The sequence below is a fragment of the Bacillus sp. BS1807G30 genome, assembly GCF_040047675.1.
Classification (GTDB): Bacteria; Bacillota; Bacilli; order Bacillales; family Bacillaceae; genus Bacillus; species Bacillus altitudinis.
Genome location: NZ_CP157353.1, coordinates 806201 through 822256 on the forward strand (window position 1 = coordinate 806201; position 16056 = coordinate 822256).

Genomic DNA, 16056 nt, shown 5'->3' on the forward strand with positions numbered 1-16056 from the left:
ATTAACTGCGGGGGGCAAATAACATCACACTGACACCAGCTAAACAGATCAAAGCACCCATCCAGTCGTACATATCAGGGGTTTTGCGATCGACCCACCAGCCCCAAAACACAGCGAGAACGACAAAAACACCGCCATAGGCTGCATAAACCCGCCCAAAGGTCGGGAACTGCTGGAATGTAGGGATGACGCCGTAAGCGACCAAGATGAGGCTACCTGCGATTCCGTAGCTGACGGGTTTTGCTTCACGCAGCCACAGCCAGACAAGATAACCGCCGCCTATTTCAGCCAGACCAGCTAATAAAAAAAGAACAATCGTTACAATCATTTTCGGACACTCCAGTTCTCCTGTTTCGTTCTATTATGACATGATGAAAGGATGCGTTCTACCTGATGTAAATTGAGAGCCTGACGAGAGTTTGCTAAAATCAACTGAACAGTGAATGAAACACATGCATTCTTGACTTTCCTTGAGGTGGGTGATCCAAATGGTCAATCCATCCGTTTAGTAAGTACATTCTCATGAGGAACACATTTCCTTTTTCAGCGCTCTTTTTTTCTCCTTGAAAAAAGAGTAAAGTACAAAGGAGGCTTATCTCAGCAATTTGAGTGATGAGCCATACGTGAAGATTTCATGATGAATGCATAATGCTCTTTCTCATGAAAAAGGAAGGAGATGACCATGGACACACTGAAGGATTTTGAGCTCTATCACAAGATCAAACATGATCGACATAAGCCCTCGCTTGAATTATTGTACGATCGCTATGAACGTGTGTTATATTCGTTTATTTATAAAATGACTGGAAACCGTGAGCTAGCGGAGGAAGTGCTTCAAGAAGTCTTTATCAAGCTCTGGCGCGGCATAGGAGAATACAATACAGATAAAGGGAAATTTTCCTCATGGTTATTTATGATGTCACGAAACACGGCAATCGATCTATTAAGGAAACACCGAAATGAAACAGCTCTTGAAGATGAGCATATTGAATACTTGGCAGATCATCAAGAAGATGTGTCAAAAGAAGTAGAATGGAACGAAGAAAAACAAATCATACGTGAAGCAGTATCAACATTGTCGAAAGAACAGCAAACCATCATCGAAGATGTCTATTTTAAAGGAATGACACAAAAGAGCATTGCGGAAAAACTAGGCATCCCTATTGGAACGGTGAAGGGAAGAGTTCGATTGTCATTGAAGCATTTACGAACGAAACTGTCTCGCGGAGGAAAGGAGGAAGAGGCATGACTCAGTGTAAACATCAAGTCATTGATTACTTTAACGGGCATTTACAAGGAGAAGAAAAGGCGCAGTTTGAAGAGCACATCAAACATTGCTCGGATTGCAAAGAAGAGCTTGAAGAACTGACATCGCTCATGTCTGATATTCCGTTTCTAGCAGAGGACGAAACGCCTCCCGCAGGGATGAAAGACCGCATTTTATCCAGGGTATTTGAAGAAGAGATACGAGAGACAACAATCGCTGCAACATCGAACCCGCCTCAAGATCTCAAAATAGTTCGTGATGCAAATGAGATGAAACCGCCAATGAAGAAAAAAAATCAATGGCTTTTGCCTCTCGTTGCCGCACTGCTTCTCATTTCTGCAGCTGGGAACGTGTATTTCTTAACAAATGGAACAGATCAAGCAGAAGAATCTATCAAAGTTGTTGCGACAAAATCACTGGCATCTGCCGAATCAGCAAAAACAACGGGTGCTTTTTCAGTGATTGAGCATCACGGCAAAAAAGAGCTTGTCGTGAGTGCCGACGGATTAAAAGATCAGCTTGATTCATCAGCTGTTTATCAAGTATGGCTCATTAAAGGAGATCAGCCTGTTCCGGCCGGTGCCTTTAAAACAGATAGCAAAGGGGAGGGCACCGTCACCTATGCGTTATCTGAAAAAGAAGCAAACGAATCATGGGATACTGTGGCTGTCACCCTTGAACCAAAAAAGGATAACAAGCTTCCGCAAGGCCCTGTCGTACTGAGTGCTGCATTTTAAGTTTGATTCATGAAGGATGCCTTTTTCAGGGCATCCTTTTTTGATAGGCAGAAGGAACCTTATGACAAATGAGACGTACTACATATAGAGGTGAGACACATGCAGCGATACATAGAAAAACAACTATTTCTCTTATCAGCTAGACACGCATTTACCGCATTTTATTTTTTGGTGATCCCATTCATTATAAAAGACCTTTTTGAATCAACTCCTTTATTTATGGTCATGATCGCTCTTTTTATCATTCATCATCTAGTGACAAGTATCGTATGGTTTTATAAATCGAGAAATATTCGAAAGCGTCAATCAGGTGACCTAACCAAATGGGGACATCTCGTTGTCCAGATCGTGCAGAGGCTCGAACAGCTCATGATGCTCGGTTTTGTGATGTTATTGATCAGTGGATGGATGCAGGGAGACATTGTGACGCTATCATTCACAATTTTTCTGTTCATCGTCGTTTTCTTGCAGCACATTCAGTTTTATTATGTTCAGTACTTTTTTAAATCGAGCGGCTGGTTCACCTATGTCCTCTCTTTACAAAAGGCTCGTCCTTCTTACATCGTGAGGGAACGAAAGGCTTTGAAGAAATCCTAAATGTGCAATCGCTTGCTGACTGATCCATCAGTATCAGAAATGTATGATAAAATGTGGAAAAGAAGCATGGAGAAAGGGAGTGCGAGCGAGTGAAAGCAGTTGGATTATTTGAGTATTTGCCAATTGAGCATAAACAAAGCCTGATCGATCAGGAGGTGGCAAAGCCCAAAGCAGCTGGCAGGGATATTTTGGTGAAAGTAGAGGCTGTGTCGGTGAATCCAGTGGATACAAAGGTGAGGTCACCGAAGAATCAGAAGGAAGAAGAACTGAAAATTCTTGGCTACGATGCAAGCGGTACGGTGGTGGAAGTAGGCGAAGCGTGTACGTTGTTTCAGCCGGGTGACCACGTCTATTACGCAGGAGATATCACGCGACAAGGCTCAAATAGTGAATACCAGCTTGTGGATGAGAGAATTGTGGCGAAAAAGCCTGCAAATCTCTCTTTTGCCGAAGCAGCTGCCATGCCTCTTACAACAATTACGGCATATGAAGCGCTATTCGACCGAATGCATATGAAGCGGAATGCAGAAGGCTCGACCCTGCTGATCATCGGTGGTGCAGGCGGAGTGGGCTCCATTGCCATTCAACTCGCCAAATTAGCGAAAGCAACTGTGATCGCCACTGCTTCAAGACCTGAAACAAATGAATGGTGTCTCTCATTAGGGGCTGATCATATCATTGACCATCACGAGCCGCTCTTAGCGCAGCTTCAGGAAAAAGGGATTGGCGAAGTGGATTACATTTTATGCTTAAATGATACAGATGGTCATTTCAAAGGCATGGCAGAAGCGATTAAACCTCAAGGTACGATCTGTACCATTGTTGAAAATCAGCACCATATAGACATTCAATTACTCAAAAATAAAAGTGTTGCATTTGTATGGGAATTCATGTTCACACGGCCGATGTACAAAACCTCGGATATGATGAAGCAGCACGAGCTTTTAAAAGAAGCGAGTACATTATTTGAAGAGAAAAAGTTAAAACATACATTAACAAAGGTGCTCAGCCCCATCAATGCCACCAATTTGAAGCAGGCACATCAAACACTTGAGCAAGGGAAGATGATAGGTAAATTTGTTCTAGAAGGATTTTAAGGAGGGGCAGCAAATGACGACGTCATTACAATATCCGATTGGCTTATATGAACGGGTGGACCAACAAACGAAAAAGCAGCTGGAGGCATGGATTGATGAGCTGGCACTCATTCCTCAAAAGTATGAAGAGGCAGTTGTTCCATTGACAGATGATCAGCTGGATACCCCATACCGGCCAGGTGGATGGACTGTTCGTCAGCTCATTCACCACGTAGCGGACAGCCATCTGAACGCTTACTTGCGATTTAAGCTTGCGCTGACAGAAGAAACACCGCACATACGTCCATATGATCAGGAGGCATTTGCTTCACTTCCTGACAGTAAGGGGCCTATCAGCCTATCACTGCCGTTAATCAGCAGTCTGCATCGCCGATGGGTCACATTACTTCGCGAGATGACAGAGGAAGATTTCAACGCTGCATATTACCATCCAGCCGATCAACAAACGGTGTCCTTATATGATGCAACAGGAATGTACGTCTGGCATTCACAGCATCATCTTGCCCATATCACGGAATTAATCAAAAGAAATCAGTGGAAGTAAAGGAGTCAACACACATGTCTAGTAGAAGAATTGTTGGCGCTATGTTTATCTGCATGGCGGCATTGTTTTATATAGCGAAATACGTTTTGTTTGAGATTCGTTATGGTGGAAATGTAGGCGCAGAAAGAACGATCGAGGAACTGGAAGATATACTCCCAGGCGGTACGTGGATCAGCATCATTTTTCTCATTATCGGTTTAGGTTATCTCTTGTGGGATGACCGGGAAGTCATTCGTCAATATCTTTTCACCCCAGATAAACAAGGAAAAGAAGAATGAAAAAAGACGGACCTCAAGTGACCGTCTTTTTTCATTTTTTAGCCACGTTCGGGACGAAGTGCTTTTTCTAAAATCGCTAGACCTTCATTGACTTTTTCTTTTTCCTCGTCATTGAGCCGTTGCAGGGAATTTTTAATTTTTTCATGCCCTTTTTGATAAATACTTCTGAAAATATTTTTCGCTTCCTCTGTCAATTCTACGACAATTATTCGACGGTCACGCTCAGAATGCTTTCGTTCCACAAAGTTCGATTGTTCTAACCGATCAAGCAGCCCTGTCATATTGGACAAAGAAGCCCCCATTTTTTCAGCAATTTCGGACACCTTAAGAGAGCCATGGTTATTGAGCAGCATGAGTACTTTCATTTGAGGCATACTCATATCAAGCTTCATCCATTCAGAAACATCTCCAAGTCCTGCAGCAGTGAGCACTTTCATATACAGCACCCATGTCTTTTTTTCCTCAGGAGATAGGATTTCCTCTTTTAGTACGGTGGTGTCATGAATATTATATTCCACGCTTGTTCACTTCCTTTAAGCGGCTCTTTTCTTTATATTACTGATTTTTACTTCTAATTGAAAGTATCATGAAGCTTTTGAATGTTAAACTGCATGAATTAAGTGGTATTTGTTGTATAATAATGGTCAGTTGAAATTAATGAAGCAACTTAGAAAGTTGGGAAAAACATGTGGAACAAAAAAACGGGTATGACGATCTTAAAAATGCTGTTTCCGATCGTGATCATCCTTGTCTTAATTTTTGTCGCCAAGCAGGAGCTGAGCGGCCTTTCCATTAAAAAGACGTTTTATATTATTGACAGCTTGAATCGAATGGACTTGTTTATTCTTGTCTTTCTTGGACTTGTCGCTGTTTTATCCATGTCCTTATATGATTTTATTTTAAGAAAAAGCCTAGATATGCCCATCAGCGGCTGGAAAACGATCCGTATTTCTTGGATCGCCAACTCCTTTAATAGTGTACTTGGATTCGGTGGTTTATCAGGAGCAGGGCTTAGAACGCTTCTATACAAGGAATACATAACAGATACGAAAAAACTGCTGAAAGGTATAGCCCTTTTAACATCCTCTGTTCTGCTGGGCTTATCTATTTTCAGTGATTTGATTTTAGTTAGGGTCCTGCCAGTTGAAAGTATTATTAGTCAGGAGCCGTGGTTATGGGCATTTGTCATTATTTTTGCTTGTATTGTGCCCATTTACATCATCATGGCGTCCATTCGAAAAAGCTCGATTGAGAGCGGTGAAAACGGACTGAAGCACCCGATCTATGCTTATATTGGTGCATCGTTTTTAGAGTGGCTGGCAGCTGGTCTTGTCATGTACATGGCTGTTGTCTCTATGGGGATGAACGTTGATGTCCGTATTGTATTAGGCGTCTTTGCGATTGCGTCAATCGGCGGTTTAATCAGTATGGTTCCGGGCGGATTTGGTTCGTTTGATCTGATCTTTTTACTCAGTATGCAATACATTGGGTTTGATAAAGAGATGGTGCTGACAGCGCTTGTATTGTACCGCTTCGTTTACTCCATTTTCCCGTTTATTCTTGGACTTTGTCTAGCGGCATACGATTTAACTGGAACAACACTCAGGCGTCTTGAAGGCAATCCGAGAATGGCGCCTGCTATTGAAACAACGAACGTCTTAATTGTTTTGCACCGAGCTCTGCTCATCCGTCTATTGTACGGATCTTTGTCCATTTTAACGTTTGGAAGCGGTTTGCTCATTATGGCTTCCGTTGTGCTTCCTGTTGATCGTTTAGGTGTGATTACAACCATTCCACGCTTTTTGTTATCAGGATTTAATGGTCTTTCTTTAATGTTCGGGATCATTTTAATGATTTTGTCCATTGAAGTGTATAAAAGAACGAAACGGTCTTATCTATTGACAATGATTGCCTTAGCAGGCGGCTTTGTGTTTACTTTACTAAAAGGGTTTAACCTGAGTTTGATCTTTATATTGCCGGTCATCATGGTGGTATTTTTCTCGCTTCGAAATCAATTTGTGAAGCAGCAGGCGCCTTATTCTTTGAATCAGTTTGTGGCCGCCGCCGCCGGATATTTACTCGTGTTGTTTAACTATAATGTCATTGGGAACTTCATTTGGATGAAAATTGGCCATTTCCTAAGCAAGGACTATTTGGTTCATAATGAACGGCATATCACGATGACCAGTATGATTGCTTTAATTGGCGTCCCTCTTTTCTTTTTCATTAGTAAATTGATTTTTAATAAAAAAGCAGTTCCAATCGGTGAAGAAGCCGATGAAGAAAAGTTAAAAACATTTCTCGAAGAAAAGGGAGGAAATGCTCTAAGTCATTTAGGTTTTTTGGGAGACAAAAAGCTGTTTTTCTCAAGTGATGGAGAGGCGATGCTTCAGTTTGGCCGGATTGGCCGCTGCGTTATTGTGCTTGGAGATCCTTCTGGCCGTAAAGCCTCTTATCCGCTTGTACTGGAAGAATTTTTGGAGCAGACAGAAAAAGCAGGCTATCGTGTCGCTTTTTATCAAGTAGAGCGCGAAGGAATGGCGCTTTATCATGACCTAGGTTTTCACTTCTTTAAGCTTGGGGAAGAAGCCATGGTCGATTTAGAAACGTTCTCTTTGTCAGGAAAGAAAAAATCAAACTTACGGGCTGTCGCAAATAAATTTGAACGAGAAGGCTATACGTTTGAAATGCTGGAGCCGCCCTTTTCAGAGGAATTGATCTCAACCTTAAAACAAATCTCTGACAGCTGGCTGGGCAAGAAAAAAGAAAAAGGATTTTCATTAGGCTATTTCAATGAAGACTACATTCAAAAAGCACCGATTGCGATTTTAAAGGATGAACAAGGACAGATCATATCTTTTGTGTCCTTAATGCCGATGTACCAAAAAGGAGAGATATCCATCGACCTCATGCGTCATATGCATGATGCACCGAACGGGATGATGGATGCGCTGTTTATCCACCTCTTCCAATGGGCGAAAGAACAAGGCTACACATCCTTTAACATGGGAATGGCGCCATTATCGAATGTAGGCACGTTCCATCAGTCCTTTCTGACAGAACGTTTGGCGAGTGTCATCTTCAATAACGTCAGATATATGTATAGTTTCAGCGGCTTACGGTCGTTTAAACAGAAATATAAACCAGAATGGCGCGGAAAATATTTAGCGTATAAAAAGAATACATCACTGCCTGTCACAATGGTGCTCGTCACTAAGCTGATAGGAATGGACCCAAATCGAAAACGGCGTCCATAAGTCCAAAGAACCTTTACCTTTCACTAGGTGAAGGTTTTTTTAGACAAAAGAATAGCAAAAGTGGTAAAGTTGAAGGGTAAGGGGGATGTTCACATGACACTAAATGAATGGTTTACAAAGGGATTAGCTGAACGTACATATGTACACAACATGGAGAAAAATCGTGAAAACTTACTCACGGTGTACAACCAGTACGCAATTCATCAAAAGGAAAAAGAGCTGCTTCAAAAACTTCAAAAGAAAAAACTGAGAGCGCTTGTGATCACGGCAGATTGGTGCGGCGATGCGATGGTCAATGTACCTATTTTCATGCGTATTGCAAATGAAGCACTGATTGATGCGCGCTATTTCATTCGGGACGAGCATCTAGACCTGATGGATCAGTATTTAACGAACGGGACCGCAAGATCGATTCCGATTATCGTCATCATTGATCAGGACGGGAAAGAAGTGGGGAAATGGGGACCTCGCTCAGCAGAAGCTCAGCGCTTTGTCGACGAGAAAAAGCCGGATAAAGATGCACCCGATTTTGAGGAAGCATTTAAAGTGTTTGCGAAAGAAGCCGCACATCACTATACGACAGATCGTTACTTATGGAAAGATATTGAGAAAGAAATAGTAGAAGTTTTGGCAAAAATATAAACCAAAAGACTACTTCGCCGCAATGGGAAGTAGTCTTTTTTTATCTTGTTTTTGCGTTTCACCTACAAAACACCGCATAAAGATGTAGAAAAACCGCAGAATTCTATCAAATACCGCAGAAAACCGCAAAGCATCACGATTTTCCCAACCACTTTTAGTTGAAAAACCTCATATATGCCATGAAAACAGCTATTTTGCCCTTATCTAAAGGCTCATATAACGCACGTCGGATGGCTTTTTCCCAATACAAGAGGCCCAGCAACTATAGTAATCTAGTTGTAATCTCCTTTGAACGAACTAAAAAAAAATAAATGAAGGAAAAGGGCTGGCGATCAATTTATGAAAAAAATCATCTATCTCGATCAAGAAAAAAAGAAGCTCGCTGAATCAAAGAAAAGAGAACAGCGTTCCATCAAATCACTCAGACTGCTTGTGTTTTATGACGGACAAAGTCCTTCATGTGCAAAAGCGATTGACCTGTTGAAATCACTCGATTGGAAAAACCGAATTCACTTTGAATCATTTAGACACTCACAGCTGCTGAGACTGAATAAAATTAGTGAAGAGAAGGCAGAGAAACGAATCGTGTCTATTTCCTTAGCGAAAAATCAAAAAAACTCAGGGATTTATACTTGGCTGAGAATGGCTTGTCACATCCCTGCATTATGGGGAACGGTCCCATTCATTGTACTCAGCATTTGGCTTGGCTTTGGGCAGCATGCTTACGATTATTTTGCGAGAAAACGGTACATTCATTCTGTCGAACAAGTCACCCGTCCCGATACAGATCAACAAAAAACCATCTAATCATAGAAAAAGCATGACCTTCGATCGGCAGAAGGTCATGCTTTTTTATAATACGGGATATATGATGCTAAGTGATCAAGCAGCTTCGTTGTGTAAGACATATATGCACGCTTATCAAGCTCAGAAGCCGCATAGGAAAGCAAGGTTCTAAGAGCAAACAAGTACTCATTGTGGAGCTGATTGTGTTCAAAGTAAGGAATCGCTGCTTCTACTAAATAAGTTTTCAAATCATGAGGATTCTCTTCAATCATCAATTTATAGATTTTAATCATATATAAACAGTTTGGTTGAATACGAGGCTGTTTGAGCAGCTCGTGTATGTATGGAAGCGCCTTTTTGCGATCATATTCCGCATACAATGTCGCGATTTCATAGAGCGTTTCACAGTAACGATCTTCTATCTGTTCTTGATTAAAATAATTGAGTGAATCTAGTAAATAAGGCACAGCGGATGAGAAATCGCCTTGGCGTTTTAAGAGAACCCCGTAATAAAAATAAGCTGTCATCTTAATATAAGCATCAGGGTGAAGCGACGTGTGTAAAATCACTTCTTTTAAATATCTTTTAGCTGTTTGAAAGGCCTTTAATTCCAGTGAGATGACCCCATGAATGAGTGTACAATGAATGACCCGCTTGAAATTATTTTTTTGTCTATACAAATCCATTGCTTGATGTGTGGCCTCAAGCGCATCACCGAGATGCCCCATGGCTCCAAGTGCTTTTGCATAGTGATAATACAGGTCGCTCTGTTCAACAGAAGCGTAAGAAAAGCAGCTTTCAAGTCTTTTCAATCCTTCTTCGAGCTGACCGATTTTAATAAGATGGATGCCATCTAGATATTCAAACGTTTCTTTTTCTGTGTCAATAAAGGTTTTTTCAAACTTCTTAAGCACGCGGTGCGTTTTTAAGGCAAGCTGCTGTTTTTCTGTTAATAAATAAAATTGAAATAAGGACAAATGATACTGAATCCCTAAATCTAGCGAAAAGAACTGTTCCTCGTGATGAATGATCATTTCTGCATTTTGCTCTGCTTGATCGAGCGCATAGAAATACATGTTCATTTGAAACTCATCGAGCAATGACAGCAGATGACGCGCCTTTTGCGACAGCGTTTCTTGACTAATTCCAAGCCGTTCAAGCAAAAGATTGATCGTATCTTGATTGGCCTCTTTTGAGCCATTTTCAATTTTACTTAAATGAGAGACAGAACAAATTCCTTCTGCCAACTCCGATTGGGTCATATTTTGTTTATAACGATAGAGTTTGATGATTTGCCCAATATTGATTTTCATTCCATCCAGAAGCCTCCCTTCCAATCATGGGTTGAAAGCTTTTTGAAAAAATAGCCACATGAGACAAAGTGGAAATACCTGAAATCATTTCATCATCTTGGCTTTTTTCTCAAAATTTGTTTAAAACGTAATATGATTGTAACATTACTTGAAAAAGTCAAACAACTTTTTAGCAGAGAGGTGAGGTCCTATTTGCAAACAACACATGATCATGTTTATAATGTGAATGAGAATCAATTTCAATTAAGGTTGATTGAAAGGATGACATATATGCCAGAAACAAAACAACAAACAGAAGCGTTAACGGTTCGAGACGCTGTCAGATATAGACGATCGATTCGAAAATTTAAAGAAACGCCGGTGAGCATTGAGCAGCTTCAGCCATTATTAGAGGATGCAGTCTATGCACCCAATCATAAAATCACGGAACCTTGGCGTTTTTTATATGCAGTGACGGATGAAGCAAAAGAGGTATTTGTTGAGCGGTTCATTGCTTTCTTTAAACGCAACAACCCAGACGCAAAAGAAGAAAAGATCAATCAGTACAGAGATTATTTTTCTAAAGTACCAGCACTTTTACTTGTTGTTCTAAAAGAAGACGAAAACCCAGTTGTGAGAAATGATGATTTTGCCGCTGTGAGTGCGCTCATTCAAAACTTCCAGCTGCTGGCTTGGGATCAAGGAATCGGTATGGTATGGAAGAGCGGCCGTATTTTATACGACAAAGGGTTTCAACAGGATATGGGATTAAAGGAAAACGAGCGCTTTGCCGCAATTCTTCACATTGGTTATCCAGAAGAGGTGCCTGAGGAAAAGTCACGTCAGAAGGCATCAAGCCTGCTAACTGAAATCAAATAAAAACAGACCTTTTGATAAGGTCTGTTTCTTTTTACTTATTGTTTTTTGGCACGCTGATCGGCTGCTTTCATACGTGCCATCGCTTTTACGTCATTCGGATCTGCAAGTTCTTTGGAAAATTCAACATATTCGCCATCCGTCTCTTGTGCCGCAAGCTGGTGGTTGGATTTTTTGTGTTGGTCTTTTTTCAAAGCTTTTCCCTCCTTTACAAGATCACTTTAGTTATGTGCTTGTAAAAGAGGAATATCCGTTTTATTTGTTTCTTTTTTCTGCTGCTCTTTCCGCTTTTTTGAATTCCTGCTGATACAGAACTTCCTGGGTTTTCTTCAGTTTTGAAGTCGGCTGGTGTTCTTTTTTCTTCATCAAAATCGCCCCCTCATCTCATTTTTAATAGGATGGGTGTTTTTGACAACATTTATTCCTCTGAATGCAAAATCGCTTCTTTTAGCTCAGGGTGTAAAAATTCATAAGAAGACAGCAGTGCCTTTTTCGGCAGGGCGCGCTGGCCTTCTAGAACAAGCAATGACATGTCGCCAAGTGCGGTTTTGATGACAAAGGACGGCACCTTCAGCCAGTGAGGGCGATGAAGGACAGATGCAATGGTTTGCCCCAGCTGCTTCATTTGAACAGGATTTGGAGACGTGACATTGAGTGGACCTGATATGTGTTCATGGTGAATGGCATACGCAATGAGATGTGCTACATCTTCCACGTGAACCCAAGATACCCATTGCGAGCCAGAGCCAATCGTTCCACCGGCAAACAGCTTGTATGGCAAGGTCATAAGAGGAAGTGTGCCTTTTTCTCCTAGCACTACCCCAAAGCGTGTATAAACCGTGCGAATACCGAGCGCCTCAATTTTTTGACCTTCAGCTTCCCAAAGTTTTGACGTATAACTTAAGAAATCTGTATCGGCTGGTGGGGCCTCCTCCGTAAAATCCTCTGTCTTGGAAGTGCCATAGATACCGACAGCACTTGCTTGAATGAGCACAGACGGTTTCGTTTTTTGCGCTTCTATGATGCGTTTTACTTCTTGCGTTGATTGAAGACGGCTGGAGAGAATGCCTTTTTTTGCTTTGTCCGTCCATCGTGTGAAAATGGATTTTCCAGCAAGGTTAATCCATACATCGATGGCAGGCAATTCATGTTCAGGGGCCGCACCATCTGTCAGCCACTGGACGTAATGTAAATGATTTTGTTCGGATTCCTTTGGATTTCTTGTTAAAATATATAGATGATGTCCTTCAGCTGCGAGCACCTTTGTGACATGCTGGCCGATAAACCCGGTTCCTCCGGTAATGGCGATATTCAATTGACATCTTCTCCTCTCATATACATACCTATATCTTTCACGATTTTGAATCAGAAGAAACATCCTGACTGTTGGAAAAAAGGAGTGATCACAGGATGCCCTATATTACGAAAATCTCTGCTCAGAAAAACAATACAGAACGCGTGAACATCTTTCTTGATGAAAAGTACGCTTTTAGCGTTGATCTAGATGTGCTCGTCCAGCATGATTTGAAAAAGGGAAAAGAGCTGGACGAAGCCGATATCATAGAGATTCAATTCGGTGATTCAGTAAAAAAAGGATTTCAGCAGGCCGTCGATTATTTATCGTATCGGATGAGATCAGTGAAAGAAGTCACCGATTATTTGACGAAGAAAGACATACCAGCACCTGCTATTAGTGAAATTATACACAAATTAAAACATTATAAGTATGTAAATGATCTTGAATTTGCAGAAGCATATGTAAGCACCCACCGAAAAACGAATAGCAAAGGCCCGTCTGTGCTGAAAAAAGAATTACAATTGAAAGGCATAGACGATGACACCATCGAACAAGCACTATCGCAATATCCGAATGATTTGCAGCTAGAGGAAGCAGTGAAACAAGTGCTAAAGCTGGTTAAGAAAGAGAAAAACCGGTCCGCAAAAGAAATTGAACAGCGTATCAAATTGCAGCTTCAGCGAAAAGGATTTTCATTTGATATCATTGATAAAGCCCTTCAAGAAGCCTATGATGGACAAGAAGAGGAAAAGGAAGAAGAAGCCCTTCACTATATGCTTGAGAAGGCAAAACGCAAGGTAGGATATGACGGATCATTTGAGAAAAGAATGAAAGTGAAGCAATTCCTTTACCGAAAAGGATTTGATCTTGATACAATTGATCACGTTTTAGACAAAGGGGAATGACAGATGGAAAAACGCTATAGTGAAATGACAGAATACGAATTAAAGCAGGAGATTGCCGCTCTTTCTGAAAAAGCAAGAAAGGCTGAGCAGCTAGGCATTGTGAATGAATATGCCGTGTTGGAGCGGAAAATTGACATGGCGAAAGCCTATTTATTAGATCCAGCTGCTATTCAGACCAAAACCACCTATCACATCAAAGATACAGACGAGCAGTTTTATGTGGAGTATTTAAATGGGGTTTTTGCTTGGGGCTACAGAGTATCAGCGCCAAATAAAGAAGACGCCCTGCCGATTTCAATGCTTACGCAAAAGGACTGATCAATAGCCATTTGCTGAGGTAAGAAGAAAAAGGACTGATCGTTAGAGATCAGTCCTTTTCTTTACTTCGAACGTTGTTTACGGACGTTGTTCTGAAGTACGATGTCGTGCTGCGTTTGCTGGGTTTCTCCGTTGACCTGAGAGGCAGAATGTTTAGCATTCGCCCATGGTTGAGGGTAAGCGGTTGTTCTTAATTGAACAAAGTCTTCCATATACGATTTCCCATTTGAACTCATATCTCAAGCACTCCCTTTGGAAAAATTAGCGTTTCCCTGATGCCCTCATACGTTCTTGTGGACGTGTATTCGTCTCACCGTTCGGCCTTTTAGATGCATAAGCATCTGTGGCCCCTGGTTCGCCTTCAAACTTGTGATTCACTTGATTTGGAAAGCCCTTTGCTTTATTACGCATACTGATTCCCTCCAAACAATACAAATCATTTGCGTCTTTTGAAGACGTAAGGGTAGTATATGAAAAAAGAGATTTTTTTAAAAAGGCACTTTCTGCTAGATGAAGGAGGAACCAGTATGGAACAATATTTTGAGCGATTAACCGAACAACTAATGGAAAAAAACAATATGCTCACATATGAAGAAGCACGTACATGGGTAGAGCTCCTTTGGAGTGATTTTGAAACAACCTATGCAAAGGCTGGCCGCAAATATAAAGGACAGGAAACGACTGAACGGATTGTCCAAGAATGGATCGAAAGCTATGGTGCTCAGCTGCATTTATTTCAAAATAAACAATCGAAGGCAAATGAGCATTTGCAACAAAACAACAAAGGGCTGCTGCATTAAAAGGGTTGCCCTTTTCACTTCCACTCATCTTTTTCAACAAACAGGAAAATATATAAATGACCAAACAATTTTATGAAACAATACCCAGTCTGTGATCAAAATTACAGGCTTTTTACAATGGATAAACTTAAAATTACATTAAATTCATGTTGGTGAAAATCAATGGAAATAAAACTTTGATATAATGTAACGATTAAGGATACATGAAATTTATGGATAATAAAAAAGGGTTTCGTTTTCTGACAAAAAAGGAATAATGAACATAACAGACTATGTGAAAAAAGTGAAGAGAAGGTGCGATATGGAACGGGAACTGCTCTCTGTTATAATTCCTTCTTACAATGAAGGTGAAAACATCAGACGAATCTTTGAGGCACTCGAGGAAGAGTTTCGCGATTTTCATTATGACTTTGAAATCATCTTTGTGAATGATGGAAGCAAAGACAATACGCTTCAATACATGAGAGAGCTCTCTCACAAAAGTGCAAAAGTCAAATACATTTCCTTTTCTCGTAACTTTGGGAAAGAAGCTGCAATTTTAGCAGGTCTTGAGCATGCAAAAGGGGAAGCTGCGATCATTATGGACGCCGACTTACAGCACCCAACGTATTTGATTCAGGATTTTGTTAGAGGCTACGAAGAAGGTTATCATCAAGTCATTGCCAAACGAAACCGTAAAGGGGACAGCAAGCTTCGTTCTTACCTATCATCGATGTATTATAAAGTGATGAACAAGGTGGTCGAAGTGGACTTGCGTGATGGTGTAGGAGATTTCCGCTTAATTTCTCGTCAAGCGATCGACGCATTGCTTCAGCTGAAAGAGGGAAATCGTTTTTCAAAAGGGCTTTTTTGCTGGATTGGCTTTGAAGAAAAGGTCATCTATTATGAAAATGTGGAAAGACAGCACGGTGATACAAAATGGTCACTGAAGAAATTATTTAACTATGGCATAGATGGCGTTATTTCTTTTAACAACCGCCCGCTGCGTATTTGTTTTTATACGGGTATTTTGATCTTATTTCTCTCTTTGATTTACATCGTGGCGACCTTTATTCAAATCGTCAGAACGGGCATCATGGTACCGGGTTATTTCACTTTAATCTCAGCTGTGCTTTTCCTCGGTGGTGTCCAGCTCTTGAGTCTAGGCGTGATCGGAGAATACATTGGCCGGATTTACTATGAAACGAAAAAGAGGCCGCATTACTTAATTCAAGAATCAAATGTCATGGAACAAGAGACAAGCTCAAAAGAACAAGACCGAGTGTTAACGCAGTTATTTAAATAACGTGGAGTCAAATAACCGGCAAGCACGAAACGCTTGCTGGGTTGTTTTGTTTCAATGAACAGTGGATCTTTTGTAGAA

General features: G+C 41.0%; 22 protein-coding genes. 14 read left to right on the plus strand and 8 right to left on the minus strand.

Annotated elements, in window-relative coordinates:
• Position 1: 1 nt before the first annotated feature.
• Positions 2-328 (minus strand): YnfA family protein, encoded by a 327-nt coding sequence (locus tag ABG082_RS04015; protein WP_007496671.1) that lies wholly within the window; start codon positions 326-328, stop codon positions 2-4.
• A 354-nt stretch (positions 329-682) separates the two neighbouring features.
• On the opposite strand from ABG082_RS04015, the gene ABG082_RS04020 reads away from it, so the two are divergent.
• The 6 genes from ABG082_RS04020 (at position 683) to ABG082_RS04045 (ending at position 4520) form a co-directional block, all read left to right on the plus strand.
• Positions 683-1249 carry a sigma-70 family RNA polymerase sigma factor gene (locus tag ABG082_RS04020; protein ID WP_017358828.1) on the plus strand — a complete coding sequence of 189 codons (567 nt, stop codon included), beginning with the start codon at positions 683-685 and terminating at the stop codon, positions 1247-1249.
• Complete coding sequence (locus ABG082_RS04025; protein WP_008341680.1) at positions 1246-2004, plus strand: anti-sigma factor; 759 nt, start codon at positions 1246-1248, stop codon at positions 2002-2004. Before ABG082_RS04020 ends, ABG082_RS04025 begins: the two co-directional genes overlap by 4 nt.
• A gap of 99 nt (positions 2005-2103) precedes the next feature.
• On the plus strand, positions 2104-2601 hold the full coding sequence (locus tag ABG082_RS04030) for a hypothetical protein (protein WP_282900552.1): 498 nt from the start codon (positions 2104-2106) through the stop codon (positions 2599-2601).
• A gap of 89 nt (positions 2602-2690) precedes the next feature.
• On the plus strand, positions 2691-3698 hold the full coding sequence (locus ABG082_RS04035; RefSeq protein ID WP_272511849.1) for a zinc-binding alcohol dehydrogenase family protein: 1008 nt from the start codon (positions 2691-2693) through the stop codon (positions 3696-3698).
• Positions 3699-3711: 13 nt separating this feature from the next.
• Positions 3712-4242 carry a YfiT family bacillithiol transferase gene (locus ABG082_RS04040; protein WP_138825401.1) on the plus strand — a complete coding sequence of 177 codons (531 nt, stop codon included), beginning with the start codon at positions 3712-3714 and terminating at the stop codon, positions 4240-4242.
• A gap of 14 nt (positions 4243-4256) precedes the next feature.
• On the plus strand, positions 4257-4520 hold the full coding sequence (locus ABG082_RS04045) for a hypothetical protein (protein WP_138825403.1): 264 nt from the start codon (positions 4257-4259) through the stop codon (positions 4518-4520).
• A gap of 38 nt (positions 4521-4558) precedes the next feature.
• Here ABG082_RS04045 and ABG082_RS04050 read toward each other — a convergent pair whose 3' ends face one another.
• Positions 4559-5038 (minus strand): MarR family transcriptional regulator, encoded by a 480-nt coding sequence (locus tag ABG082_RS04050; protein WP_008341672.1) that lies wholly within the window; start codon positions 5036-5038, stop codon positions 4559-4561.
• Between the two features lie 168 nt (positions 5039-5206).
• On the opposite strand from ABG082_RS04050, the gene mprF reads away from it, so the two are divergent.
• The 3 genes from mprF to ABG082_RS04065 all read left to right on the plus strand — a co-directional run bounded on the left by mprF (position 5207) and on the right by ABG082_RS04065 (position 9226).
• Complete coding sequence (gene mprF, locus ABG082_RS04055) at positions 5207-7777, plus strand: bifunctional lysylphosphatidylglycerol flippase/synthetase MprF (RefSeq protein ID WP_008341671.1); 2571 nt, start codon at positions 5207-5209, stop codon at positions 7775-7777.
• Between the two features lie 93 nt (positions 7778-7870).
• Positions 7871-8419: a thioredoxin family protein gene (locus tag ABG082_RS04060; protein ID WP_008341670.1), complete on the plus strand. Its 549-nt coding sequence runs from the start codon at positions 7871-7873 to the stop codon at positions 8417-8419.
• A gap of 339 nt (positions 8420-8758) precedes the next feature.
• The gene (locus tag ABG082_RS04065; protein ID WP_007496690.1) at positions 8759-9226 is read left to right on the plus strand and encodes a DUF393 domain-containing protein; all 468 of its coding nucleotides are present in this window, start codon (positions 8759-8761) and stop codon (positions 9224-9226) included.
• 35 nt (positions 9227-9261) lie between these two features.
• Here ABG082_RS04065 and ABG082_RS04070 read toward each other — a convergent pair whose 3' ends face one another.
• A complete protein-coding gene (locus ABG082_RS04070) occupies positions 9262-10518 on the minus strand; it encodes a transcriptional regulator (protein WP_052320913.1) in 1257 nt (418 codons plus the stop codon).
• Positions 10519-10788: 270 nt separating this feature from the next.
• On the opposite strand from ABG082_RS04070, the gene ABG082_RS04075 reads away from it, so the two are divergent.
• Positions 10789-11376 (plus strand): nitroreductase, encoded by a 588-nt coding sequence (locus ABG082_RS04075; protein ID WP_024720283.1) that lies wholly within the window; start codon positions 10789-10791, stop codon positions 11374-11376.
• Between the two features lie 35 nt (positions 11377-11411).
• Here the strand turns inward: ABG082_RS04075 and ABG082_RS04080 are convergent, their stop codons facing one another.
• From ABG082_RS04080 to ABG082_RS04090, 3 genes are all read right to left on the minus strand, one after another.
• Positions 11412-11567 (minus strand): YfhD family protein, encoded by a 156-nt coding sequence (locus tag ABG082_RS04080; protein WP_008341997.1) that lies wholly within the window; start codon positions 11565-11567, stop codon positions 11412-11414.
• A gap of 61 nt (positions 11568-11628) precedes the next feature.
• Positions 11629-11739, minus strand: coding sequence for a YfhE family protein (locus ABG082_RS04085; RefSeq protein ID WP_017358836.1), 111 nt, complete (start codon positions 11737-11739; stop codon positions 11629-11631).
• 52 nt (positions 11740-11791) lie between these two features.
• Positions 11792-12688 carry a TIGR01777 family oxidoreductase gene (locus ABG082_RS04090; protein ID WP_348936583.1) on the minus strand — a complete coding sequence of 299 codons (897 nt, stop codon included), beginning with the start codon at positions 12686-12688 and terminating at the stop codon, positions 11792-11794.
• 95 nt (positions 12689-12783) lie between these two features.
• On the opposite strand from ABG082_RS04090, the gene recX reads away from it, so the two are divergent.
• Together recX and ABG082_RS04100 are read left to right on the plus strand one after the other, a co-directional pair.
• Positions 12784-13575 carry a recombination regulator RecX gene (gene recX / locus ABG082_RS04095; RefSeq protein ID WP_348936585.1) on the plus strand — a complete coding sequence of 264 codons (792 nt, stop codon included), beginning with the start codon at positions 12784-12786 and terminating at the stop codon, positions 13573-13575.
• Positions 13576-13578: 3 nt separating this feature from the next.
• A complete protein-coding gene (locus ABG082_RS04100) occupies positions 13579-13893 on the plus strand; it encodes a YfhH family protein (protein ID WP_008341991.1) in 315 nt (104 codons plus the stop codon).
• Between the two features lie 62 nt (positions 13894-13955).
• On the opposite strand, the gene ABG082_RS04105 is transcribed toward ABG082_RS04100, so the two are convergent.
• Positions 13956-14129 carry a YpzG family protein gene (locus ABG082_RS04105; protein WP_003217811.1) on the minus strand — a complete coding sequence of 58 codons (174 nt, stop codon included), beginning with the start codon at positions 14127-14129 and terminating at the stop codon, positions 13956-13958.
• 25 nt (positions 14130-14154) lie between these two features.
• A complete protein-coding gene (locus ABG082_RS04110) occupies positions 14155-14304 on the minus strand; it encodes a small, acid-soluble spore protein K (RefSeq protein ID WP_003217849.1) in 150 nt (49 codons plus the stop codon).
• Positions 14305-14420: 116 nt separating this feature from the next.
• Between ABG082_RS04110 and ABG082_RS04115 the strand changes: the two genes are divergently transcribed.
• Positions 14421-14693, plus strand: a complete 273-nt coding sequence (locus ABG082_RS04115) for a YfhJ family protein (protein ID WP_017358840.1) — start codon at positions 14421-14423, stop codon at positions 14691-14693.
• Positions 14694-14994: 301 nt separating this feature from the next.
• Positions 14995-15978 (plus strand): glycosyltransferase family 2 protein, encoded by a 984-nt coding sequence (locus ABG082_RS04120; protein WP_008341983.1) that lies wholly within the window; start codon positions 14995-14997, stop codon positions 15976-15978.
• Positions 15979-16056 lie beyond the last annotated feature (78 nt).